Source organism: Streptomyces sp. NPDC059534 (assembly GCF_042743475.1).
GTDB lineage: Bacteria > Actinomycetota > Actinomycetes > Streptomycetales > Streptomycetaceae > Streptomyces.
On record NZ_JBHWAQ010000005.1, the window covers coordinates 195,562 to 219,917 of the forward strand.

Here is a 24,356-nt window from a genome sequence, read left to right on the forward strand (position 1 = left end):
CACCGGGGGCACCGGACGCCCCGGGGTGAGCGGGGCGTCCGGTGCCGTCACGGGGTGCGGGTCGGTCAGGGCAGGCGGTACTGCGCGTTCAGGGCCGCGCCGCGCTCGGGGTGGGTCTCGTCGTAGCCCCGGGCGTTGCACTGGAGGCCGCCCACGATGCAGTGGTCGACCATGGCCTTGAGGGTGCGTTCCTCCCACGCGTTGAAGAAGTCGTAGTGGAAGGAGTAGCCGCGGCCGCTGGCCAGGCGGACCTGGCTCATGTCGCCGTTGACCGGGAAGGCCATCTTGAACTCGATCATCGGCAGGGCGACCGGGTGGGAGGCCGGGCACATGTTGTCGTTGGTGCCGGGCTTGACGACCGGATACGCCATGTGGCTCTGGTGGTCGGGCGTGTCCAGGTACAGGCCGTTCCAGCAGCTGGGCGCCTGCATGCGCAGGTTGAGCTGTACGTCGGGTCGGCTCGGGCAGCTCGTCGGGAAGTCGACGTTGAAGAAGCTGTCACCGCATTCCCAGCCCTCGACGAAGCCCTTGTGCTCGCGGAACTGCTGGGCGGACTGCATCGGGTTGCCGACGACGAACCGGAGGCCCTTCGGGAAGGGCCGCACGCTCGTGTAGTCGGTGACACCGGTCTTGTAGTAGATGACCTGGGGGCCGACGGGAAGGATCTTCCGGTCCCCGTCGAACAGCGAGGGCATCCAGTAGGCGGACGCGTCGGCGGGCGCCTTGCAGGCGGTGGCGCCGCCGTAGAGGGTGTCGGTGACGCTGTGCGCGTTCGTGGAGGTGTTGCCCATGAACGTGTGGTCGTGCGACCGGCCCGGCTGGCCGGGATAGACGATGGGGTCGTCGGGGGCCGTGTGCGTGACGGCGCAGTTGGCCTGGAACTCGTGGAAGTACCGCGGCGGCGGGGTCGCCGTCGACGGTGTCACGCCGGTGACCTGCGGTACCGCGGGGATGTAGCCGTCGCCGTCCGCGTCGTCGCCCGACGCCTGGAGCGACGCGGCCATCCGGTGCCCGGCGTGCGCCGCGGCGGCGGGCGGCGGGGCGTCCGCCGCGGGGTCCGTGGCGGAGGCGAGGGTGCCGACGCCGAGGAGGGTGGCGACGAGCGCGGTGCCGAGGAGCAGTGCGGGGAGCCTCTTGGGACTCGCTCTCATGGGGATCTCCTGCCCGTGGGGGGGGGTCGGTGATGTGGTGAGGTGCGGTCGTGCGGTGCGGTGCGTGATGCGGTGGGGCGTGGCGCGGTGCGTGGTGCGGTGGGGTGGGGTGGGGCATGGTGCGGTGCGGCCGGTGGTGCGGGGTGCGGTGCCGCGTGGTGCGGTCGGTGGTGGTCGGTCGCGGTCAGCTGTAGACACCGAACTCGTGGAGCGAGTAGCCCCATCCGGTGCCCCGGGCCGTCAGCTGGAGTCGCACGTGGCGGCCGGTGGTGGCGAGCGCGATGGTGTCGACGTCCCCGTCACCGGTGGCCGTGGTGTGGACGGTGCGCCAGGTGGACCCGTCGTCGGAGACCTGGACCTCGTAGGACCTGGCGTACGCCGGGTCCCAGACCAGCTGCACGGTGCGGATGCTCTTCACGGCTCCGAGGTCGACCTGGATCCACTGGGGGTCGCTCCAGTCGCTGGCCCAGCGGGTGTCGACACGGCCGTCGGTGGCGCGGGCCGGCGGGCAGGGGCAGTCGCCGTAGCCGGTCTGGTAGGAGGAGGCGGTGGCGGGCCGGTCGAGGGCGAGGTTGGTACCGGCGACCGGAGGCGCCACGACGCGGACGGACTTGGTCTCGATACCGGCGTTGCCGTGGCCGTCCTCGGCCTGGACGTACACCTTCCACACGCCGAGCTTCTCGGGGGCGGTGACCGCGAAGGTGCCGTCGCCGTTGGCGCGCCACCGTGCCTCGACGAGCCGCTTGTCCCCGTTGGCGTAGTTCCCGCTCAGGAAGATCCTGGGCGTGACCGGGTCACCGTCGGGGTCGCGGATGTCGGCGCGGACGGTGAACTCGCGCCCGGCCGGGGCGGCGGTGGCCGGTGAGACGGTCATGCCGCTGATCACCGGCGGGGTGTTGTCGCCCGCCACGGAGCCGCTGTACGCCTTCTTCACGGCGTAGTACGAGAGTCGCTTCAGACCGTCGGGCAGCAGGTTGAACCAGACGCCGCCGAAGTCGTGTTCGGTGCCGTAGTGGAACATGGTGGCGCCGAGGGCGACACCGCGGTGGCCGGTGACGCAGTTCCAGGCGGCGGTGTAGCCCGCGGCCTTCTGCTCGTCGGTCGGCTCGTCGGGGACTCCGTTGGCGTCGTCCGGGACCTCCCATTCGCCGGCGGGGCCCGTCTCGGTGATGAGGTAGGGCTTGGTGTAGCCGCCGTCGATCCAGTCCTGGCGCACCTTGCAGAGGTTGCCGTAGGAGTTCATGGAGTAGAGGTCGAGGTCGGGCGCGTTGCGCTTGTAGTAGGGCCAGGCTCCGGTCCAGGCGTCGGTCGAGGTCACGGGGTGGTCGGGGTCGATGGTGTGGATCCTGCGGGCCACGTCGTTGACGAAGCCGGTGTAGGCGTTGCGCTGGTTCTCGAGCGCGGTTCCGCTGTAGCAGTTCTGGAGCCCGAGGACCGATTCGTTGCCGACGTTCCACATGAGGGTCGCGGGGTGGCTCTTGTACGCCTCCACCCACCTGGCGAACTCGTCGAGCATCGTGGACTTGTAGGCGGTGTCGGTGACGTAGTCGACGCAGCCGCCGGCGCCGGGCCCGCCGCCGGGCTGGAGCCAGAAGCCGTTGACGACCTTGACGCCCTGGGCCGCGGCGGCGTCGAGGAACGGCTTGGTGGAGCCGTCGGTGCCCCAGGTGCGGACGGTGTTGACGCCCATGGACCTGACGTCGGGCAGGTACTTCGGGGCGTCCGCGATCGAGGGGCCCCAGGTCAGGCCCTTGACGGTGTACGGATGGCCGCCCACGGTCAGCTGCCAGTCGCCCTGGGTCCCGGTGACGCGGACGGCGCCGCTCGGGGGCGGCGGGGTGGTGCCTCCGGGCTCCCCGTACACCTGGAACTCCCAGAGCGAGTAGCCGTATCCGGTGGCGCGCGTCACGCCGTGCATCCGGACGTAGCGGGCGGTGCCGGAGACGGCGACGGTCTCCGTGCCGCCGGCGCCGCTCGCCGTGCTGTACGCGGTGGTCCAGGTGGTGCCGTCGGTGGACACCTCGATGCGGTACGCCTTGGCGTACGCGGACTCCCAGCGCAGCACGACCTGGCTGAGCGCGACGGGCGCGCCGAGGTCCACCCGCAGCCACTGGTCGTCGGAGGCGACGCTCGACCAGCGGGTCCCGGTGTTGCCGTCCACGGCGTCGGCGGCGGGGGTGCCGTAGTGCTCCTGGCTGGAGGCGGTGACCGGCTTGCCCTGGGAGAGCAAGGTGGGGGCGGCCTGCGCCTGTTGGGCCGGCAGGACGGCCAGCAGCATCGAGGCCACCACGGTGGCCACGGGTATGCCGACTGAGGGCATGGGGGATTCTCCTTGTGCGGCGGGGGGAGTTCGGGAGAGCGCTCTCCCGCACCTTGCCCGCGCTCTCCGAGTGCCGTCAATAACCGCAACCGACTTTTCTTTTGGCTTGACTTAAGAGCTTGAGTTCGCGATGCGAGGCCGTACGGCCGCCGACTCCGTTCACCGATTCCGCAACTGCCGCATCGAATGACGTCACATATTCGCCAGCATCACGCAACTTCCGTACTACCCTCAGGACCCATGCCCCTGCCCTCCCCACGCCTCCGGCCGCTGCGCGCGAGCGCGCTGACCCGTTCCCGGCCGATGAGCCCCCGCCTGATAGGGCTCGTCACCCCCGATCTGCAGAACGCCATCTTTCCCGCGATCACCGAGGCCGTCGGTTCCGAGCTGACGCGGCGCGGCTTCACCCCCGTCCTGTGCACCCAGTCGCGGGGCGGCGGCTCCGAGCCGTCCTTCGTCGAGTTCCTCCTCCGGCAGCGGTTCTCGGGAATCGTGTTCGCCGGCGGGCACTACGCCTTCGCGGACGCGCCGCACGACCACTACCGGCAACTGGCCCGGCTGAGCGTGCCGGTGACCCTCTTCAACGCCGGCGTCGCCCATCTCCCCTTCCCGCGCGTGGTCTGCGACGACGCGGCGGCCACCGATCTGGGCTGGCGGCACCTCGCGTCCCTCGGCCACACGCGGATCGGACTCGTCCTCGGCCCGCACAGCCATCTGCCGTCCGAGCGGAAGGCCGCCCGCGCCCGCGAACTCGGGGTGGACCCCGCCCTCGTCGTCCGTACGTCCTTCTCCCTGGAGGCCGGCCAGGCCGTGGCGGGAGCGCTGCTGCGGGCCGGGGTCACCGGACTGCTGTGCGCGAGTGACCCGCTGGCGCTCGGCGTCATCAGGGCCGCCCGGCGGCGCGGTCTCGACGTGCCCGGTGACGTGTCGGTCGTGGGCTACGACGACTCCGCCCTGATGCCGTGCACCAGCCCGCCGCTCACGACGATCCGGCAGCCGGTCGAGGCGATGGCGGCGGCCGCCGTGGATCTGCTCTGCGCCCAGATGGACACCCCGGCGGCCTCGGCGGACGAGACCCTGCTCGACCCGGAACTCATCGTGCGCGGCTCGACCGGAAGGCCCCGGACTGCGCCGGATCGCCGCTGACCGGCCCGTGCCCTCGCGTCCCACGAGGGCGGCCGGGCACGACGAAGCCCTGTGCCCGCCGCCCTGGGAGGAGGGGCGGCGGGCACAGGGCCGAACGGCCGGAGCCGGCCTCGCGGTCAGGCCCGCAGCCACACCGCCGTGTCCGGCGGAAGCAGACCGTCCGCGGTGAGCGGGCCGCTCGCGAGGAGCAGTCGCTCGTACGGGGGCAGGGCCGTGGGTCCGTCGGCGAGGCTGACGACGCAGACCAGGCCGTCCGGTCGCGCGAAGGCGAGGACACCCTCCTCGGCCGGCAGCCAGGTCAGCGGACCGTCGCCGAAGCCGGCCTCGGCGCCGCGCAGCAGGAGGGCTTCCCGGTAGAGCGCGAGCATCGACTCCGGGTCGGTGCCCTGCCGGTCGACCGCGTAGTCGGACCAGCCGTCGGGCTGGGGCAGCCAGGGCTCGGCCGCCGCGCCGAAGCCCGCGTGGGGGGCGTCGGCGGTCCAGGGCAGGGGGACCCGGCAGCCGTCGCGGCCCGGGTCCGTGCCGCCGGAGCGGAAGTGCATGGGGTCCTGGATGCGGTCGCGCGGGATGTCGGCCTCGGGGAGCCCCAGTTCCTCGCCCTGGTAGAGGTAGACGGAGCCGGGCAGGGCGAGGGTGAGCAGGGCGGCGGCGCGGGCACGCCGGGTGCCGAGCACGAGATCGGTGGGGGTGTCGAAGGTCTTCGTCGCGAAGTCGAAGGCGGTGTCGGTGCGCCCGTACCGGGTCACCGTGCGGGTGACGTCGTGGTTGCAGAGGACCCAGGTCGCCGGGGCGCCGACGGGAGCGTGCTCGGCGAGGGTGTCGTCGATGGTGCGGCGCAGCCGTTCCGGGTCCCAGGGGCAGGCCAGGAAGTTGAAGTTGAAGGCGGTGTGGAGTTCGTCGGGGCGCAGGTAGCGGGCGAAGCGCTCGGAGTCCGGCAGCCAGACCTCGCCGACGAAGACGGCGCCGTACTCGTCGGCTATCGCGCGCCAGGAGCGGTAGATGTCGTGCAGTTCGTCCTGGTCGATGTACGGGTGGGGGTCGACGCCCTCGACGAAGTCGGCGAGCGCGGGGTCCTTGGCGAGGAGGGCGGCCGAGTCGATCCGTACGCCCGCCACTCCTCGTTCGAACCAGAAGCGGAGGATGTCCTCGTGCTCCTTGCGTACCGCGGGGTGGGCCCAGTTGAGGTCCGGCTGCTCGGGGGTGAAGAGGTGGAGGTACCACTCGCCGTCCGCGACGCGGGTCCAGGTCTGTCCGGAGAACTGGGAGGGCCAGGTGTTGGGCGGGAGTTCGCCGTTCTCGCCGCGGCCGGGGCGGAAGTGGAACAGTGCGCGTTCGGGGCTGCCGGGGCCGGCGTCGAGGGCGGCGCGGAACCAGGCGTGCTGGTCGGAGACGTGGTTGGGGACGATGTCGACGATGACGCGGAGGCCGAGTTCCGCGGCTTCCGCGATCAGCTTCTCGGCCTCGGCGAGGGTGCCGAAGGACGGGTCGATGGCGCGGTAGTCGGCGACGTCGTAGCCGCCGTCCACCAGCGGGGAGAGGTACCAGGGGGTGAACCAGACGGCGTCGACACCGAGTTCGGCGAGGTGGCGCAGTCTCGCCCGGACACCCGCGAGGTCCCCGGTGCCGTCGCCGTCGCCGTCGGCGAAGCTGCGGGGATACACCTGGTAGATGACGGCGTCGCGCCACCAGTCGTCGGTGCGGGGCGAGTGAGGAGCTGCCACGTGACGGTCCTTTCGGGCAGGTCGGGGTCTTCGCCGCCGGCCCGGTAGCTGCGGGGCGTCGGACGGGCCGGCGGCGAAGGCTTGGTGGTGAGGGCCGAGGGGGTGTCTTCTCGGTCGGCAAGGCACCCCCCGAGGAGTACGGAGCGGGGGCCGGGGCCCGCCGGCTCAGCCCTTGAGGCCGCCCGCGGTGAGCCCGCTCATGATGTTGCGCTGGAACACCAGGAAGATGAGCAGGGTCGGCACGGAGGCGATGGTGAGGGCGGCGATGAGCACGTTCACCGGGACGCCGTTGGAGAGCGAGTAGATCCCCACGTTCAGCGTCTGCTTGGAGGGGTCGGGCAGGGTCAGCATCGGCCAGAGGAAGTCCTTCCACACGCCGACGACCGCGAAGATCGAGACCACGCCCAGGATGGGCCGGGAGATCGGCAGCACGATGGACCGCAGGACGCGCAGCGGGCTCGCGCCGTCCATCGCCGCGGCGTCGAGCAGTTCCTTCGGAATCGAGTCGAAGAACCGCTTGAGCAGGAAGATGTTGAAGGCGTTGGTGACCGCGGGCAGCCAGATCGCCCAGGGCGTGTTCAGCAGGTTCCGCTCCACGACCGGCACGTCGAGCACGGTCAGGTACTGCGGGACGACCAGGACGGTGGCCGGGATCATCAGCGTGACGAGCATCCCGCCGAGGATGGCCTTGCCGAGGACCGGGCGCAGCCTGGAGAGCGAGTAGGCCGCGGCGACGTCCAGGACCAGCTGGAAGGCGAGGGCGCCGAAGGCGTAGTAGAGGGTGTTGAAGAGGAGGGTGGAGAGGTCCATGACCTCCCACGCGCGGGTGTAGTTCTCGGGGGCGAAGGATTCGGGCACCAGGGTCGGCGGTGTACGGACGACCTCCTGGGTGTCCTTGAACCCGCTGGACACCATCCAGTAGAGGGGTCCGAGGAAGATCAGGGTGAAGCCGCCGACGACGAGGGCGAAGGTCGTCCGGTAGAGGGCCTTGGCGCGGGGCCTGGCGAGCTGCGTGGGCGAGATGAGTGTGCGTGTGGACATGCTGGTCCTCCCCTGTCCTACTCGTCCTCGGCGCGGCTGAGCTTCACGTACACGGCCGAGAATCCGGCGAGGAGTACGAGCAGGAGCAGGCCGAGCGCCGCCGCGGCACCGTAGTTGTTGAAGTTGAAGGCGTACTGGTAGATGAGGTGGACGACCGTGGTGGTCGATCCCTCGGGGCCGGCGCCGCCGGTGAGCAGGAAGGGTTCGACGAAGACCTGCATGGTCGCGATGACCTGCATGAGCATCATCAGCGAGAGGATGAGGCGCGTCTGCGGGATGGTGACGTGCCAGATCTTGCGGAACAGTCCGGCGCCGTCGAGCTCGGCCGCCTCGTACAGCTCGCCGGGGATGCCCTGGAGCGCGGCGAGGTAGATGAGGGTCGCGCCGCCCATGTTCATCCAGGTCGAGGCGATGACGACGGAGAGCATGGAGAGGTCGGGGTCCTGGAGCCACTGCTGTTCGGGCAGGTGGAGGAAGCGCAGCAGCTCGTTGAGGAGACCGTAGCCGGGGTCGTACAGGTACTTGAAGAGGAGGACCGAGGCGACCGGCGGCAGCATCACGGGCAGGTAGACGAGCAGCCGGAGGTATCCCTGTGCGTGGTGGAACTCGTTGATGACGACGGCCACGGCGAACGGGACGGCGAATCCGAGGACCAGGGCGAGGACGGTGAAGAGGAGGGTGTTGCGCCACGCCTGCCAGAAGGCCGGGTCGTTGAGGACGGTGGTGAGGTTGTCCAGTCCGACCCAGGTGGTCTGTCCGCTCTCGGTCTTCTGGAAGGCCAGGAGGAACTCCCGGACCATCGGGTACCAGGAGAACACGGCGAAGCAGAGGACGGCGCCGATGAGGAAGCCGTGGGCCGTCAGATTGCGCTTCAGGCTCCTGGTGAACCGGCCACCGGGTGGTACGGGTCCCGCCGCGCGTGGCGGGGAGTGACGGGGGGTTCCCGTCGTGCTCTGGGTCAGGCTGGGCGCCGACATCGTCGCTCCTTGGTGCTGGTCTGCCGGAATGCGGTGCCCCGGCAGGGGCGGGGCGGCTGTCCGGCCCCGCCCCCGCCAGGAGGGGGTCACTGGTTGGCGAGGACCTGGTTGACCTGCGTCTCGGCGGTGGCGAGCAGCTTGTCGATGTCGGCGTCCTTGTTGGTGAGGATGCCGGACATCACGTTGTCCAGGACCTTGTAGACCTCCTGCGCCTTCGGCGGCTCGGCCTTGCCGGCGACCGGGTTGTCCATGAAGGTCTTGAAGTTGGCGACGGGCATGGTCGCGTTCGTCACGCGGGCGGCGTCGTCCTTGGTCTTGGAGTCGCCCAGCCAGAAGTTGGGCTGCGGGACACCGACGGGGAGGCTGTCGGACTTGGTGCGGGCCCAGTCGAACTGGCCCTTGCCGACAGTGAGGTTCTTGAAGTTGAGCCAGGCGATCGCGGCCTTCACCTTGTCGCCGGAGATGCCCTTCTTGACCATGTAGTTGTTGCCGCCGGCAAGGGTGTTCTTCGCACCGGGGATCGGGCCCATGCCGAAGTTCTCGTACTTCGCGCCGAGTTGCTGCACCATGTACGCGATGTCGTCGGGGGCGGCGAGGAACATGCCGAGCTTGTCGGTGGCTATCTGCTTCTGCAGGTCGCCCCACTGGAGGAGCTGGGTCTTGCCCATGCTGTCGTCCTCCCAGCGCATGGCGTGGAGGTTCTTCGCCACCTGCTTGCCGAGGTCGTTGTTGAACGCCGCCTTCTTCCCGCTCGCGTCGACGACCTCGCCGCCGACGCTGTACATCTGGGCGGTGAAGTGCCAGCCGCCGGTGTTGCCCGCGCTGTACTCGCCGAAGCCCGCGATGCCGTTGCCGAGGCCGGCGATCTTCCTGGCGGCGGCGCGGACCTCGTCCCAGGTGCGCGGCGGGGCGTCGGGGTCGAGACCGGCGTCCTTGAAGAGCTTGCGGTTGACGAGGAGGCCCATGGTGTAGTTGCTGGTGGGCAGGCCGTACAGCTTGCCGTCCTGCTTGAGCGAGCCGAGGACGTTCGGGTCGATGTCCTTCAGGAGCGGGACGGTCTTGTCGCTGACGTAGGCGCTGATGTCCGCGGCCCCGTCGTTGTCGAGCACCTGGGGCCGGTCCGTGAAGTACGTGTAGAAGACGTCGGGCTGCGACTTGGCCTTGAGCATCGCGGTGAAACGCGGCGGCTCCAGACACTGGCCCGGGGTGGAGCGGCCCTCGATGGTGACGTTCGGGTACGTCTTGTTGAACTCGGCGACGTCCTCCTTCCACTCCTTCAGCTCGGCGGCCTTCGCGGCCGGCGGCATGCAGTCGATGGTGAGCGTCACCTTGGTCTTCGGGTCCAGCGGGGCGGCGGGGTCGGAGGAGCCGCCTCCCTCGGAACCGCCGCCGCCGTTGTCGCTGCTGCTCGTGCCGCAGGCGGCGAGCGCGGTCAGCGTGAGCGCGGAGACGAGAGCGACCGCGCTGGCGCGACGGGTACGGCGGAACCGGGCACTTCTCATGGGTGGTCCCCTTCGGGCAAGTACGTGGAGGTGGCCCCACCGCCGGTGCGTTGTGGGGCGCGGCACACTCAACCACCCTCAACAAGTGAACGCAAGATATCGCGCTGATTTCGTAATTGCCTGACAGTCGAGAGCACGGGAGAGTCGAGACCCCGCCACGGAGGGGGCGACCCGGGCGCCGGAACCGCCCTCCAACGCCCCTACGGCGGGCTTCTCTTGCCCCAGCAGGCACCCTTCCGCCCGACGTGCGCGCGCACGGCAAAAGGTGGGCACCCCTTCCGGGCACCCACCTCGACGACAGCAGCTCTTTCGATTGTTTGCGTTGATCAATCAGTAATTTGCAAGAATCACTCCCGGAGCTGCACGTACGCCACCGGGCGAGCGACCCGCTCCGCACCCTCCCCGAACGCACGGAAGCGCTCCGTTCGGCCGGGGGAGGGCCGAACGGAGCGCTCGTGGAGTGCGGCGCCGGGGGTCAGCGGCGGCACTCGGGGGGTGTGGCGTCAGGGCTCAACGGGAGGCGAGGAGCTGCAGGGTGTCGATGACGCGGTTGGAAAAGCCCCACTCGTTGTCGTACCAGGCGACCACCTTGATGTGCCGGCCTTCGACGCGGGTGAGCGCGGAGTCGAAGATCGACGAGGCCGGGTTGCCGGTGATGTCGGCGGAGACGAGCGGGTCGTCCGAGTACTCCAGGACACCGGCGAGGGGGCCCTCGGCGGCGGCGCGGTACGCCTCCAGGACCTCGTCGCGGGTCACGTCGCGGGCGACGGTGGTGTTGAGCTCGACGATCGAGCCGACCGGGACCGGCACGCGGATCGAGTCGCCCGACAGCTTGCCGTCGAGGTTCGGGAGCACGAGGCCGATGGCCTTGGCCGCGCCCGTCGTGGTCGGCACGATGTTGACGCCGGCGGCGCGGGCGCGTCGCGGGTCGCGGTGCGGACCGTCCAGGAGGTTCTGCTCCTGCGTGTACGCGTGGACGGTCGTCATGAAACCGTGCTCGATACCGGCGAGGTCGTCGAGGACCGCGGCCAGCGGCGCGAGCGCGTTGGTCGTGCACGACGCGTTCGAGACGATGGTGTGGACGGCCGGGTCGTACGCGTCGGTGTTGACACCGTAGGCGAGGGTGACGTCGGCACCGTCCGCGGGCGCGCTGACGAGCACGCGCTTGGCGCCCGCCTCGATGTGCGCGCCGGCGGCCTTGGCGGAGGTGAAGCGGCCGGTCGCCTCCAGGACGATCTCGACGCCGAGCTCGGCCCAGGGAAGGTCCGCCGGCTCGCGCTCGGCCAGCACCTTGATGCGGCGGCCGTCGACGACCAGGGTGTCCCCGTCGACGCTCACCGGACGACCGAGGCGACCCGAGGTCGTGTCGAAGGCGAGGAGTCGCGCGAGGGCGGCGGGCTCGGTGAGGTCGTTCACGGCGACGACTTCGAGGTCGCTCTCGCGCTCGAGGAGCGCACGCAGCACGTTGCGTCCGATGCGGCCGAATCCGTTGATGGCGATGCGAGTCATGACAATGTCCCTTCGGTCCTTCGCGTTCGCCACCATGTTCGTCCCGTACGGACCGCGCGGACAGCGGCGTGATCGCCATGGTCCGCAAGTATCGCGCCAAGGGGTGCCGAAGGATCCCGCCCGCCTCGCCGTTCCACCGGTACTCGCCCCGCCACGCGCCCCGCTGCTCGCCGCGCTACCCGCCCCGCTACTCGCCCCTGGCGAAGGTCCGCCGGTACTCGCTCGGCGTCGTGCCGAGGATCCGCTGGAAGTGGAGCCGCAGGTTCGCCCCGGTGCCGAGCCCCGTGTCGGCGGCGATCTGCTCGACGCCCCGCTCGGAACGCTCCAGCAGCTCACGAGCCATGTCGATACGGGCCCGCATGACCCACTGCATGGGCGTGTACCCGGTGTCCTCGGCGAACCGGCGGGAGAACGTCCGCGCCGAAACCGCCGCGTGCCGGGCCAGGATCTCCAGCGTCAGCGGCTCACCGAGCCGGTGCAGCGCCCATTCCCGGGTCGCGGCGAACCTCTCGCCCAGCGGCTCGGGGACGCTCCGCGGCACGTACTGGGCCTGTCCACCGCTGCGGTAGGGGGCCGCGACGAGCCGGCGGGCCGCGTGGTTCGACGCGGCCACGCCGAACTCCGCGCGCAGGATGTGCAGACACAGGTCGATGCCCGAGGCCGCGCCGGCGGACGTCAGGACGCTGCCTTCGTCGACGAAGAGGACGTTCTCGTCGACCCGGACCAGCGGGCGCTGCGCCGCGAGCGCCCGCGTGTAATGCCAGTGGGTCGTGGCGCGCTTGCCGTCGAGCAGACCCGTGGCGGCCAGCGCGAAGGCGCCCGTCGAGATGGCGGCGAGCCGCGCCCCGCGCTCGTGGGCGGCGATCAGCGCCTCGACGACGGCCGCCGGCGGGTCCTCCCGGTCGGGGAACCGGTATCCCGGGACGAAGACGATGTCGGCCCACGCGAGCGCGTCCAGTCCGTGCGCGACCTGGTACGCCAGGCCGTCTCCCCCGGCCACCAGGCCGGGTTCCGCGCCGCACACCCGCACCTCGCACGGCATGCTCGCGCGCGTCGTGAACACCTGCGCGGGAATCCCCACGTCAAGCGGCTTCGCGCCCTCCAGTACGAGAACGGCGACACGGAGCAGACGAGAGGCAGCCACGGACAGAAGACTACGCACCCGCCCCCGGGGCACGGCCCTGCCGCGGTGCCATGGAGGTCACGGCACCCCGGCAGGAGCGGCTGACCGGCCGGTCTACAGGTAGGGGCGGGTGATCAGTTCGATCGCGTGGCCGGCCGGGTCCTTGAAGTAGACGCCCCGGCCGCCGTGCTCGGTGTTGGTCTCGCCGGGCCGCTGCATCTGAGGGTCGGCCCAGTGCTCGACGCCGTCGTCGCACAGGCGCCGGTACGCCCGGTCGAAGAGCTCGTCGTCGAGCAGGAACGCGTAGTGCTGCATCTGGATGTCCACCGGCGGCTCGGCGAACTGGATCAGGACGCCGTCGGTGAGCTGGACGTTGACGAACGGTCCCCAGGACGGTGCCTCGGGCAGTTCCAGGAGGTCGCGGAAGAACCGCGCCGATGCGTGGCGGTCCTTGGCGGCGATGATGGTGTGGTTGAACGTGACGGTCATACGGGTGGCCTCGCTGTGGTTCGACACGGAAAAGGACTCGAAGTGCCGGAGCACTGGGGGGTCCGCGTGCCGAACCGAGGGGGTGCCTGGTGTGCACCCCGGGGGCGATCAGCCCTCCACCGGATAGCCCGTCTGTGTATGGCGAGTCGCCGGTCCGGTGTTCATACGGATGACGCTACTTGATCGGATCCGCGTACGGCAAGGGCGGCCGGCGGGTCGCCCGCCGCCCCAGTAGCCGTACCCCGTACGTCACTTCAGCGCGTCGAGCACACGCTCCGCGCGCGTCCGGATCTCGGCCGCCTCCGGTCCTTCGAGGGAGCCGAGCTCGGTGACGAACGCGGCCATGCGGGCGATGCCGTCCGCTGGCCGGTCCAGTTCCTGCTCCGCCCATGCCGCGTAGGCCAGGCACTGGAAGCGTTCGCCGAGCGCGTCACCGCCGAACCCGGCGTAGAGCCCGGCCGCCCGGTCCAGGAAGGTGACCATCTCCGCCCGGATGGTCCGGGCCCGCCTCGAGGGCTCCCCTTCGCTCCCGTCCCCGTCCCCGTCCCCGTCCCCGTCCAGTTCGTCCAGGTCGTCCTGGAGGAGCCGGGCGAGCTGCTGCCAGGTCTGCGCCTGCTCGTACCGGCGGGCGGGCTCGTCGGAACCGTCGACGACGGACATGGCCTGTTCCATCAGGGCACGCGCGCGGGCCCTGCCGCCCTCGGCCGTCTCGTCCTCCGCTGCCAGCCAGGCCAGCGACCGCAGCAGCCGCGCCTCCGCCGCCGGGTTGCCGCCGGCCTTCCGCCACAGCTCCAGCGCGCGCTCGTAGGCGGCTGCGGCCTCGCCGGTGAGCCGCCCGGCCGCGAGGGCCTCCCCCGCCGAGTGGGCGAGGCCGGCCTCGAACGCGGGCTCGTCCCAGCCCTTGGCGGTCTCGGCGGCCAGCAGGTACTGCTCGGCCGCCGCCCGCGGGTCGTGGAGCTCGCGCAGGAATCCGCCGAGCAGTTCCCTGGCCTGCACGGCCTCCCCCTCGCCGTGCTCCAGGAGGTCCGGCAGCGCCGACTGGAGGACCTCGGCCGCCTCGGCGGTCCGCCCGGCCGACGCGTACGCCCGGGAGAGGAGGAGCCTCGCCCTGGCGCCCGCCGTCGCCGCGAGTCCGGCCTGGTCGAGCCAGTGCGTCGCGTCGAGGGCGTGCAGCGCCGCCTCCTGGGCGGCTTCGCCGCCCCGGCGCAGGAGGATGTCCGCGAGGGTCAGCCGTACGCCCGCCTGCTCGCTGCCGTCGGTGAGTTCGGCGGCGTGGCCGAGCGCGGTCCGGGCGGCGGACTCGGCGGCGTCGAGGTCGCCTCGCGCGGCGAGGACGCTCGCCCGCAGGGCCAGCGGTTCCACCGCGTCCCAGGGCTGCCCGGCGGCGAGCAGGCGCCCCGCCGCCGAGGCGAGCAGGGGTCCCGCCCGGTCGAGGTCGTTCTCCCCCAGGACCAGCCTGGCCAGGGCGACTTCGCTGTCGGCGACGAGGTCGGCGATGCTGTCCGGCCCGCCGGCGCGGGCCGCTTCGGTGTCTCCGTGCTGCCCGACGATCTCCTCGAGCCCGGCCGTCAGGCGGGCGATCGCCGACGGCGGTGCGGTCTCGTCCGCGGCGCGCTCGCTCAGGTGCGTCTCGATGCGGAGCGTGGCCAGTTCGGCGCCCAGGACGCGCCGGGTGCGCTCGGGGTCGGCCTCGTCCAGCGCGCGGGCCGTGTGGGCGGCGGCGGCCAGCAGGGCGCGCACCTCCTCGGGTGCGGCGCCGCTCTGGGCCGCGCATCCGGCGATCGCGAGCTCGGCGTGGGCCGCGCGGCTGTGCTGCCCTGCGGAGCGGTAGGACGCGGCCGCCTCGGCGTACAGGGAGCCGGCCGTCGGGTCGTCGGCGCGTGCCGCGGTGACCGCCCGGTGGGCGAGCAGGTCCGCGGTCAGCACGGGGTCCGTGAGGTCGGCCGCGGTCGCGTCGGCACCGCCGGTCTCGACCAGCCGGGCCAGCCGGACCCAGAGGGCGTCGGCGGACGGATGCGCGTGGTGCCGGGCCGCGCGGGCGCGGTCGACGAGCGCGGCGAAGTCGGGCTCGTCGATCTCCGGTCCGCCACCGTGGGCGGCGCCGTGGGCGGGTCCGCCGCCGTCGCTCCCGGTGCGCGGGGCGGGGACGGCGGCGGGCGGCAGTTCCGCGCTGCGGACGCCCAGGGGAAGGGTACGGGTCACGGGCTGCCGTGCGATCCGGTCGACCAGTCGCTGGGAGACGAGGCTCGTCCCGTTGCGGGCGTCGAAGCGGGCGGCGATGTCCGTGGCGTCGGCGTACAGCAGCTCGTACAGCTCCTTCACCGTGCGCTGGGTGCCTCCGTGGGAGACGGCGGGGCGGTCGCCGTGGCCCAGGTCGGTGAGCCGGCGCAGCAGGACGAGTACGCCTCCGGAGAACTCCATCTGCGATTCGACGTCGGCGAGCGGGCCGAGGTGGGCGGCGTGGTCGGCGAGGATCTCCAGGCCGCGCGACTCGTTGCCGGTCAGGGCGCAGAACTCGATGTGCTCGCCGACCGAGCGGAGCAGGCTCTCCTTGCCGCGGACCATGCGGTAGCCGCGGAGGTGGTGGGAGCGGGCCTCGTCGGTGCGGCCGAGGCGGGCCAGCGGGAGCAGGGCGTGGGCGAGTACCCGGTGGGGCTCCTCCATGCAGGACTGGCCGCCGGAGAGCACGGGCTCCCAGACCTCGACGGCGCGGGCGTCCTCGCCCTTGCGGGCCCAGTACCAGCCCTGGGTGTTGATCTCGCAGGCGTGGCAGTCGCTCATCGCGTCCCGGTCGGCCGCCGCCCAGCCGTCGATGGCACGCTCCGTCCGGGCCTCGTCCCCGATGGCGTCGGCGAGGTGGAACTCGGCCTGGCGCACCGCCCGTTCGCTGTAGCCGGCGAGCCGGTAGCGGCGCTCCATGTCGGTCAGCCAGCCGTCCACCGCGGCGAGCGGGATCTCGGGGGACTCGACGATCCGGCCGGCCACCCACTTGAAGCGCCAGAAGAGCCGGTGGACCTCGTGCGGGGCGAAGGAGCCCGGGTCGCGGTCGTACTCCTGGAGCAGCCGGGCGAAGGGCACGACCATCTTGGTGCGTTCGGCGCTGTACTCGTACGCCTCGATCATGCAGACGAGCGCGGCGCGGAAGAGCGCGCGGTCGCCGGTGGCCTCGGCGGCCGCGCCGAGCGTCTCCGCGTGGACGTTGCGCGCGGCTCCGTGGGGGGCGCGGGAGTTCTCGGCGAGGCCGCGGCGGACGTCCTCGGGGGTCATGGTGGTCATGCGCGGTTCTCCTCGGCGTCGGCGGCGGTGGTGGGGTGGGTCGCCCATTCCAGGAGCCCGAGGAAGGCCCGGTTGAGCAGGGTGGAGTCGGCGGGGCGCAGGGGTCGCTGGGACATCAGGAGGGCCTGGCCGTACAGCGATTCGACGGCGGTGCCGGTGAGCTCGGTGTCGGGCAGTCCGGCGATCCGGCGGATCAGGGGGTTGTTGTGGTTCAGGACGAGCCGGGCCCGGGGCGCCGAGCCGCGGAGGGAGCCGAGGATGTCGCTCCAGAGCGAGTCGGCGTTCTCCTGGGCGGTGGCCCGGTCGCGTTCCTGGCGTGCCTGGCGGTCGTCGAGGAACAGCGCGGGCACGCCGACCGGCTGGAAGGCGCGCAGCACCACGTCGCAGTTGTGCGGGTCGAGACGGGTGCGGGCGGTGGCGAGGAAGGAGGCGAGGGCCAGTTCGGCGGTGGTCGGCACCGGGTCGAGCCGGTCGGTGACGGCGCCGGCGTCGAGCTCGGTGACCTTGACGCCGGGCCGGACGGTGGGCAGCAGGGCGAGCAGTTCGGCGTCGTAGGTGTATCCGGCGTTGACGACGCCGAGGCCGTGGGCGGCGGCGATCGGGGCGATCTGCCGGAACTCCTCGACGGTCCGGGTGAAGTGGATCTCGGCGTGGGCGGCGGCGAACTCCTCCAGGCCGACGTCTCCGTCGCTGGTCTCGAAGGGCAGCCAGGGCAGCATGAGCTCGAAGAGCTCCGCGTCGTGGCGTGCGAGGGACTTCACGCCGAGGTGGTGGACGCGCAGGAACGCGGCGAGGCGCTGGGGGTCGCCCGCGGCGAGTTCGGCCAGCCACTGCCGGATGCGGGCGCCGAGCGCGTCGCGGACGGCGGCGAGGGTCTCGTCGTCGTACAGGTTCTCGCGGGAGGCGGTGGGCCGCAGCGTGTCCGTGTCGACGACGGCCCGCACGAAGAAGGCCCACTCGGGCAGCAGGTTGCTCGCGTGGTCGGTGAGCAGCATGCCCTTGAGGTACGTGCGGTGGCCGGCCCGGTGTGCGGGGCTGGTCGGCTCCGGGAGCACGTACGCCACTCCCCGTACTCCGGCGACGGGGAGGTCGAGGTCGATGGTGTCGAGCGGGGTGAACCCGAAGACCTGTGCGCAGTGACCGGCGAGCGCGACCCGGCGGGAGGCCGGGGTGGGGTGGGGCCGGTCCCAGACGGCGGGGCGGTCGGTGACCGGGCGCTCGACGGCGTCCGGGCCCGCGAAGGTGATGTCGTACGGGAGGAGGGAGCCGAAGTCACGGGCGAGCTCCTCGACGCGCGAGGGCTCCAGCCATTCCCCGACGCCGGGGCGCGCCTCCAGGTACACGGTGGTTCCGGGCTCGGGGCGGGCCTCGTCGGGCAGGGTCCGGACCGTGTACGAGCCGTCGTCGGAGGCGAGCCACTCCACGGGGGCGGCCCCCGGGGTGCGTGCGGACCGGGTGACCACCCTGATCCGTCGTGCCACCACGAAGCAGGCCAGCAGGCCGATGCCGAACTGGCCGAGGAACTCGCGCCGGGCGGACTCGAGGCCGTGTTCCCCGCCGCGCTTGGAGCTGCGGCCGATGGTGGCGAGCAGGGTGTGGACCTCGTCGGCGGTCAGGCCGATGCCGCTGTCCTCGATCGACACGGTGCCGTCGGCGGCGTGGAGCCGGATGCGGATCGTCGCGGCCGGGTCGAGGGCCTGGCGGGCGGTGACGGCGTCCACGGCGTTCTGCAGGAGCTCGCGGACGTACACCCGGGGGCTGGAGTAGAGGTGATGGGACAGCAGGTCGACGAGACCGCGCAGGTCGACCTGGAAACTGCTGGTGTCCGGTGCCTTCTCGTCGGCCGGAGTGGCGGAAGTCATGGTGCATCACCTCGTGTGCGCAGGGTGGGACAGGCGACCTCGAGGACCCCCCCTCATAGATCGCGAACGGAACACAGCCTAGGGGTGACCGCTGACAACTGCCCCTGAGATATGCACCGGCCTCCTGCTCAGGCGTTCGTCGCCGTCCGGGCCGCGCGCAGCGCCGTGTGGACCGACCAGACGACGGAGACCAGGGGGACGGCGACCACGGCGCCGACGATGCCGGCCGCGATCGACCCGGCGACGACCGAGATGGCCACGACGAGGGGGTGGAGCCGTACGGCCCAGCTCATCACGAGCGGGTGGAGCAGATGGCCTTCGATCTGGCCGATGACCACGATCAGGGCGACCACGAGGGCCGCGACCAGCGGCCCCTGCGAGGCGAGGGCCACCACGGCCGCGACGGCGAGCGCGAGGGGCGAGCCGATCAGGGGGACGAACGCGGCCACGAACTCCAGCAGGGCCAGTGGCACGGCGAGCGGGACCCCGAGGAGCCACAGCGCCACGCCGACGAGCACCGCGTTCGTGGCGGCCACCAGCACGATCCCGTGGGTGTAGCCGGTGAAGGTACGCCAGGCCGCGCGCCCCGCGATGCCCACGCGGCCGCGCACGGACCGCGGCAGCTGCTCCTGGAACCAGGCCCACTGCCGGTCCCCCGAGTGCACGAAGAACACCGCGCAGAACAGCGCGAGGGCGAGCGTGGTGAGGACGGCCACGACGTGACCGGCCCCGCTCAGCGCCGTGCTGACCAGAGCCGACCGGTGGGTGGACAGGTACTCGCCGATCCGTGCCTGGAGGTCGGAGAGCGCCCCCGGGTTCAGCCGGAACGGCGGCTGCTCCAGCCAGTCCTCGATCCGGCCGATCCCCACCCGGAACTCCCGGACGAGTGTCGTCCGCTCGCCGGCCACGGCCTCGCCCACCAGCGCGAGCACGCCGAGCACCAGCGCGATGCTGCCGAGCAGGGTGAGGGCGACCGCGGGCGGGCGGGGCAGGCCCCGGGCGACGATGTCGGCGACGGGGCGCAGCAGTGCGGTGATCACGAGGCCGAGGAAGACGGCCACGCCGATCTCGTGGAACCGCCCGAGGACCGCGAACAGGCTGTAGACGAGCAGGCCGACGACGAGCACGCGCCACGCGTGGGCGGCGGCCGTGCGAAGGAGGGGGGTCACCGTCGGGGGTGCGCCTGGCTGCATGGCGTACGACGTACCACCCGCCGTCCGCGGCCCCACGCCGTCCGGCCGACATTCGCCCGACCTGGGTGCGGCATTCGCCCGACCGGGGTCCGGTGGCCGTGGCCCCGGGCTCCCGGCCGGGCCGGCCGTCAGGCCGTGGTGCCGGGGATCTGCTGGGCCTTGGTGTTGCGGTCCCAGCCCGACCACAGGCCGGTGTCGGTGCAGTAGGTGCAGCCGGGACCGAAGAACATCCCGCGGGCGTTCTCGTCGCCCAGCAGCCAGAAGCGCAGCCAGGCGGTGGTCGGGGCGCGGAAGTTCCCGCCGTCTCCGATGGAGCTCAGGTGGCCGGCGCCGCGGATCTCGCCGTACACGGAGGGGACGTGGTCGGAGTCCCGGTGGAATGCCTTCACCAGGGCCGGCCACACGGTCAGGTCGTTCTGGCCGGCGAGGTAGAAGACGGGTTCGTCCATGAGGTCGGGGTCGGCCAGGGGTCCCGGCTGGATGGGGATCGCGGTGTCGACCCGCGGGTCGATCGCGGCGTTGACGGCCGCCGCGCCGCCCTGCGAGTGGCCCGCGGAGGCGATGTGTTCGAGGTCGACCTTCTGGTAGAAGCGGCTGCCGCTGTCGGCGTTCCGGTGCTCCAGGACGTCGATCCCGGCGCGCATGCTGAGGGCGAAGTTGGAGGTGGGGGTGTTGGCGGCGGCGACGATGAAGCCCTGGCTGGCCCAGTGCCTCAGCAGCGAGCTGTAGATGCCGGGGACGGCGCCGGTGCCGTTGCCCCAGATGACGACCGGGTGCCGTTCGCCGTTCCGCCCCATGTCGCGCGGGTAGTAGAAGGTGTGCACGACCTCGATGTCGACGTCCACCGCGTAGGGGCCCGGCGAGCCCCAGTCGGTGCCGACCGACGGAATCGTGCCCGTCGTCGTCTCCTCCGCCGCGCCGGCGGTGCCCGGTGCGGCGTAGACGGCCGTCACGACGGCGAGCAGCAGACCGCCCAGTGCGCGGCCCCATTTCCCTGACATAGGAACTCCTTTACGGATCCGGCACGTTGCGCGTCCTCGCAAGCGTGACCAGCGCCATGATCGAGCTCCCTGCCGCGTCTGTCTGTCCGCAGGAGCCCAGACCTGCCGGTGGGGGCTTGGGCGTCTGCCCAACCGTCCGCGGGACCGGGCCGCGGGGGCCCGGTCCGGAACTGGGACGTCCGGAACCCGTCGCCCGTGTCAGGAACCGTTCTCCGGCGTTGGCACTCATGATCCATACCGAACGAACGCTCCGAAGAAGCAGAGGAATCACCGTGCCCCTGTCGTCACATCGACGTCTGGCCGTCAGCACCACCCTGGTCGCCGCGCTCGCCGCGGGCCTCGCCCCGGCCGGCAACGCGTTCGCCGTGTCGCCCGCGCCGGCCGCTCCCGTCCGCACCGCGACCGCCGCCGTCCCCGCCCCCGACATGGAGGGCGTGGTCGCCGCGCTGGACTCGGCGATGGCCAACGGCGCGCCGGGGGCGATGGCCCGCTTCACCGGTCCCGGCGGGGTCCAGAGCCGTACCGTCGGCGTGCGGGACCGCGTCTCCGGCGCGTCCATGGACATCCACGCGCGCTTCCGGATCGGCAGCGTGAGCAAGACGTTCTCGACCGTCGTCCTCCTCCAGCTGGCGCAGGAGGGGAAGGTGGAACTCGACACGTCCGTCAACCACTACCTGCCGGGCCTGCTGCCCGACGACCGCATCACGGTCCGTCATCTGCTCACCCACCGCAGCGGTCTCGCGGACTACACCAACGCGATGTTCGCCGACACCGTGCCGGGCTTCGAGGCGGTACGGAACCGGGTGTTCGGCTTCCAGGAGCTCGTCGACCTGTCCCTGAGCGAGCCCCGCACCACCGAGCCGGGCGTGTCGTACAAGTACTCGAACGCCAACTTCGTGGTGGTCGGCATGCTCATCGAGAAGGTCACGGGACGTCCGGTGGCCGACGCGTACAAGCAGCGCATCTTCAAGCCCCTGAAGCTGCGGAACACCTCGTACGTCCACCCCGACACCCGTATCAAGGGTCTGCACGTGCGCGGCTACCTGCACCCCGACGCGGCCGGCGACCCGCTGGTCGACTCCACGGAGCAGACCGTGTCCTGGGCCCAGTCCGCGGGGGCCGTCATCTCCGACCCCGCCGACCTGAACACCTTCACGAGCGCGCTGATGCGCGGCCGGCTGCTCTCCCCGGAGATGCTGGAGGCGATGACGACGGTCACCCCGACGGACACCACCAACACCCGGTTCTACGGTCTGGGCCTGCGCCGCTACGACCTGTCCTGCGGCACCCAGGTGTTCGGCCACACCGGTACGGTGCAGGGCTTCTACACGTACACCTTCTCGACCCGTGACGGCCGGCGCAGCCTCTCGGCCATGGCCAACACCTCGAACCACGGGGCCGCGAACACCGCGCTCGGCGGCACGCTGGAGGCCGCGTTCTGCGGGAAGAAGCCCGCCCCCGCGGCGTCCGCGCGCTCCGCCGCCCCGGCCACGGCCGACCTCACGTCCCGCCCGGCCGAGCGGGACCTGCCCGAGCGCCACTGAGGCGCCATCGCGCCGGCGGCACCCGGGCGACCGGGGCCTGTGGTCAGCCCTCGTACTCGGTGAGGTCGATGGCGTACACGTGCAGGGGCACGTCGAGGACCGGGTGGGTCATCTGGCGCTCCGAGGTCATCCCGAGCTTGCCGATGACGTTCTCGGACGCCGCGTCGCCGAGGTGCGTGACGGCGACGACCCGGCCGAGCCCGCGGTCCTGGAGTGCGAACTCCAGGACCGCGTGGGCGGCCTCCGAGGCGTACCCCTGCCCCCAGAACTGCCGGCCGAGGCGCCAGCTGATCGCCACCTCCGCGCTCAGCTCCGGCAGCGACTCGGGGACGGAGAGACCGGCGAGTCCGATCAGCTCACCGGACCCGATCAGCTCCACGGCGAAGATGCCGAACCCCTCGTCGTCCCACTCCTCCTCGTACCGCTCGATGTCCTCGGCGGTCCGGTCCAGGTCGCGGACCGACCCGTCGTCGACCCACCGCATGACCTCGCGGTCGGCGTTGACCTCGGACAGCGGGACGAGGTCGTCCTCGCTCCAGCGCCGGAGGATGAGACGCGGCGTACGAATTTCGATCATGCCCCCATCCTGACGCACTCCCCGGCGCTCCGATGCCACGGGCCCGCCCGCCGGATCGCCGGAGTCAGTGGTAGTAGCCCTCGACGACCGCCCGCACCTCGTCGAACAGCGCGGGGCCCTCCTGCGGGACGGGCGGGAGGCCGGTGCCGGGCCTGATGGCGAGGAGCTGCTCGTCGGAGAGCGCGAAGACCACCCGCCCCAGGCCCGCCCGCAGGATCACCGCCTCGCACATCGCGCAGGGCCGGCAGCTGGTGTACAGGGTGGTGGCCGCGGCCGTGGCCGCGTCGAGCTCCCGGGCGGCCCATCTCGCCAGCTTCAGTTCCGGGTGCGCGGTGATGTCGTCGTCGGTGAGCGTCGTGTTGTGCTCCTCTGCCAGTACCGTCCCGTCCGGCCCGGCGAGGAGGGAACCGAAGGGCGGGTCGCCGCCGTCGCGGGCCGCCGCCGCGAGCGCGATGGCCCGGCGGAGGAGGGTGTGGTCGTCGGGCTGGGTCATGTCTGCTCCGTCGGGGTGCTGGGGCGGGCGAGGTGGGCGGCGACCGTGGCGAGTGCCTGCCACGCGTCCTGGGGGTGGTGCGTCTCCTGAGGGTCACCGGCGTACGGGTCGAGGACGACGGTCTCCGCGCCCAGCCGCCGCAGCCGGTCGAGGTCGTCCATGATCTGGTCGAGGGTCCCCTCCCCCGCGAGCCGCTCCGCTCCGTCGACCGGACGCGCGGTGGGCCGCAGGACGATCCGGGGTGCGAAGGCGGGTACGGGGAGGTCGTGCGCGTCCGCGTACTCCCGCAGTCCGGTGGCGGCGGAGGTCAGCCACGGCATGGTGCCGCGCAGCGGATGCCAGGCGTCCCCGAGCCGCACCGCGCGGCGCAGTCCGGCGTCGCTGTTGCCTCCGACCCAGACGGGTACCCCGCGTCGGCCGGGGGCGGCCATGTCGGCCCAGGCCGCGCGCACGGCACGCAGATGGTCGTCGGTGTCGCGGCCCCGGCGTTCGTACGGGACTCCGAGGGCGGCGAACTCCTGCCGGGCCCAGCCGACCCCCACGCCCAGCACCAGCCGACCGCCGCTCAGCAGATCGAGGTTGAGGGCCATGCGGGCGGTGAGCAGCGGATGCCGGTAGGGGGCGACGAGCACGGTGGTCCCGAGCCCGACCCGGGTCGTGATGCCGGCCAGCCACGACAAGGTGGTGAACGGTTCGTAGAAGGGTTCCGGATAGCGCTCCGCGACGTCGGGTGTGACGGCGATGTGGTCCGAGACCATCAGGAGGTCGAAGCCGAGGCCCTCGACGGTCTGGGCCCAGCTCCGCAGGGCTCCGGGGTCCGTCCCGGGGCCGAAGTTGAGGATGTTGACTCCGATCTTCACAAGCGCACAGGCTAGCCAGCCGGGACGGCGGTACTGAAGTGATTCCCGCCTGTTCAGGCGGGGTTCGACCGTGGATTCGCCGGTAATATCGAGTGATGACCGAGAGTCTCGACATCACGGACTGGGCGATCCTGACAGAGCTTCAGCAGGATGGCCGGATCGCCTACACGGAGTTGGCGCGGCGGGTGAACCTGAGCGCGTCGGCGACGAAGGAGCGGGTGCGCCGCCTGGAGGAGTCCGGGGTGGTCACCGGGTACCGCGCCGACGTGGATCTGGAGCGGATCGGGTACGCGGTGCTCGCGATGGTGCGGCTGAAGTACCCGGGGACCCGGCACGAGCCGCTGCGCCGGCTGCTCGCCGAGCGGCCGGAGATCCTGGAGTGCCTGCGTACCACCGGGGACGACTGCTACGTGCTGAAGGTGGCGGCCACGTCGATGGGGCACCTGGAGGAACTCGTGGACGAGCTGGCCCTGTTCGGGAGCACGACCACGAACCTCGTGTTCAGCCGGACGCTGCCGTTCCGCGGCCCGCGCGAGCCCGGGACGCGGATGCCGACGGCCGACTGAGGCAC

At 71.9% G+C, this 24,356-nt stretch carries 19 protein-coding genes; 3 read left to right on the plus strand and 16 right to left on the minus strand.

Translation table 11 applies throughout. The features are described 5' to 3' along the window. Positions 1-65: 65 nt before the first annotated feature. A complete protein-coding gene (locus ACFVZH_RS08535; protein WP_384894624.1) occupies positions 66-1,151 on the minus strand; it encodes a DUF1996 domain-containing protein in 1,086 nt (361 codons plus the stop codon). A gap of 184 nt (positions 1,152-1,335) precedes the next feature. Continuing rightward, entirely contained in the window at positions 1,336-3,471 is a 2,136-nt protein-coding gene (locus ACFVZH_RS08540) for a discoidin domain-containing protein (RefSeq protein WP_384894626.1), read from the minus strand. Between the two features lie 240 nt (positions 3,472-3,711). Between ACFVZH_RS08540 and ACFVZH_RS08545 the strand changes: the two genes are divergently transcribed. Next, entirely contained in the window at positions 3,712-4,617 is a 906-nt protein-coding gene (locus tag ACFVZH_RS08545; RefSeq protein ID WP_384894628.1) for a substrate-binding domain-containing protein, read from the plus strand. Between the two features lie 116 nt (positions 4,618-4,733). Here ACFVZH_RS08545 and ACFVZH_RS08550 read toward each other — a convergent pair whose 3' ends face one another. The 11 genes from ACFVZH_RS08550 to ACFVZH_RS08600 all read right to left on the minus strand — a co-directional run bounded on the left by ACFVZH_RS08550 (position 4,734) and on the right by ACFVZH_RS08600 (position 20,311). After that, the gene (locus ACFVZH_RS08550) at positions 4,734-6,338 is read right to left on the minus strand and encodes an alpha-amylase family glycosyl hydrolase (RefSeq protein ID WP_384894630.1); all 1,605 of its coding nucleotides are present in this window, start codon (positions 6,336-6,338) and stop codon (positions 4,734-4,736) included. A gap of 165 nt (positions 6,339-6,503) precedes the next feature. After that, positions 6,504-7,379 carry a carbohydrate ABC transporter permease gene (locus ACFVZH_RS08555; RefSeq protein ID WP_384894631.1) on the minus strand — a complete coding sequence of 292 codons (876 nt, stop codon included), beginning with the start codon at positions 7,377-7,379 and terminating at the stop codon, positions 6,504-6,506. Positions 7,380-7,396: 17 nt separating this feature from the next. Next, positions 7,397-8,356, minus strand: a complete 960-nt coding sequence (locus ACFVZH_RS08560; protein WP_384894633.1) for a carbohydrate ABC transporter permease — start codon at positions 8,354-8,356, stop codon at positions 7,397-7,399. Positions 8,357-8,442: 86 nt separating this feature from the next. Beyond that, the gene (locus ACFVZH_RS08565; RefSeq protein WP_384894635.1) at positions 8,443-9,858 is read right to left on the minus strand and encodes an extracellular solute-binding protein; all 1,416 of its coding nucleotides are present in this window, start codon (positions 9,856-9,858) and stop codon (positions 8,443-8,445) included. A 510-nt stretch (positions 9,859-10,368) separates the two neighbouring features. Further along, on the minus strand, positions 10,369-11,367 hold the full coding sequence (gene gap / locus ACFVZH_RS08570; protein ID WP_384894637.1) for a type I glyceraldehyde-3-phosphate dehydrogenase: 999 nt from the start codon (positions 11,365-11,367) through the stop codon (positions 10,369-10,371). 187 nt (positions 11,368-11,554) lie between these two features. Further along, positions 11,555-12,511, minus strand: coding sequence for a GlxA family transcriptional regulator (locus ACFVZH_RS08575; RefSeq protein ID WP_384894639.1), 957 nt, complete (start codon positions 12,509-12,511; stop codon positions 11,555-11,557). A gap of 93 nt (positions 12,512-12,604) precedes the next feature. Then, positions 12,605-12,979: a VOC family protein gene (locus ACFVZH_RS08580; RefSeq protein WP_384894883.1), complete on the minus strand. Its 375-nt coding sequence runs from the start codon at positions 12,977-12,979 to the stop codon at positions 12,605-12,607. Positions 12,980-13,228: 249 nt separating this feature from the next. After that, a complete protein-coding gene (locus tag ACFVZH_RS08585) occupies positions 13,229-16,255 on the minus strand; it encodes a tetratricopeptide repeat protein (RefSeq protein ID WP_384894641.1) in 3,027 nt (1,008 codons plus the stop codon). Then, a complete protein-coding gene (locus ACFVZH_RS08590) occupies positions 16,252-18,117 on the minus strand; it encodes an HSP90 family protein (protein ID WP_384894643.1) in 1,866 nt (621 codons plus the stop codon). The genes ACFVZH_RS08585 and ACFVZH_RS08590 overlap by 4 nt, the downstream gene beginning before the upstream one ends. 128 nt (positions 18,118-18,245) lie before the next feature. Further along, complete coding sequence (locus tag ACFVZH_RS08595) at positions 18,246-19,310, minus strand: AI-2E family transporter (RefSeq protein WP_384894645.1); 1,065 nt, start codon at positions 19,308-19,310, stop codon at positions 18,246-18,248. A gap of 128 nt (positions 19,311-19,438) precedes the next feature. Then, entirely contained in the window at positions 19,439-20,311 is an 873-nt protein-coding gene (locus tag ACFVZH_RS08600) for an acetylxylan esterase (RefSeq protein WP_384894647.1), read from the minus strand. 272 nt (positions 20,312-20,583) lie between these two features. On the opposite strand from ACFVZH_RS08600, the gene ACFVZH_RS08605 reads away from it, so the two are divergent. Then, a complete protein-coding gene (locus ACFVZH_RS08605; RefSeq protein WP_384894649.1) occupies positions 20,584-21,855 on the plus strand; it encodes a serine hydrolase domain-containing protein in 1,272 nt (423 codons plus the stop codon). Between the two features lie 43 nt (positions 21,856-21,898). Here the strand turns inward: ACFVZH_RS08605 and ACFVZH_RS08610 are convergent, their stop codons facing one another. From ACFVZH_RS08610 to ACFVZH_RS08620, 3 genes are all read right to left on the minus strand, one after another. Continuing rightward, positions 21,899-22,432 (minus strand): GNAT family N-acetyltransferase, encoded by a 534-nt coding sequence (locus tag ACFVZH_RS08610; RefSeq protein WP_384894651.1) that lies wholly within the window; start codon positions 22,430-22,432, stop codon positions 21,899-21,901. Between the two features lie 64 nt (positions 22,433-22,496). After that, positions 22,497-22,925: a nucleoside deaminase gene (locus ACFVZH_RS08615; RefSeq protein WP_384894653.1), complete on the minus strand. Its 429-nt coding sequence runs from the start codon at positions 22,923-22,925 to the stop codon at positions 22,497-22,499. Continuing rightward, positions 22,922-23,785: an LLM class flavin-dependent oxidoreductase gene (locus ACFVZH_RS08620; RefSeq protein WP_384894655.1), complete on the minus strand. Its 864-nt coding sequence runs from the start codon at positions 23,783-23,785 to the stop codon at positions 22,922-22,924. The genes ACFVZH_RS08615 and ACFVZH_RS08620 overlap by 4 nt, the downstream gene beginning before the upstream one ends. A gap of 95 nt (positions 23,786-23,880) precedes the next feature. On the opposite strand from ACFVZH_RS08620, the gene ACFVZH_RS08625 reads away from it, so the two are divergent. After that, complete coding sequence (locus ACFVZH_RS08625) at positions 23,881-24,351, plus strand: Lrp/AsnC family transcriptional regulator (protein WP_384894657.1); 471 nt, start codon at positions 23,881-23,883, stop codon at positions 24,349-24,351. Positions 24,352-24,356 lie beyond the last annotated feature (5 nt).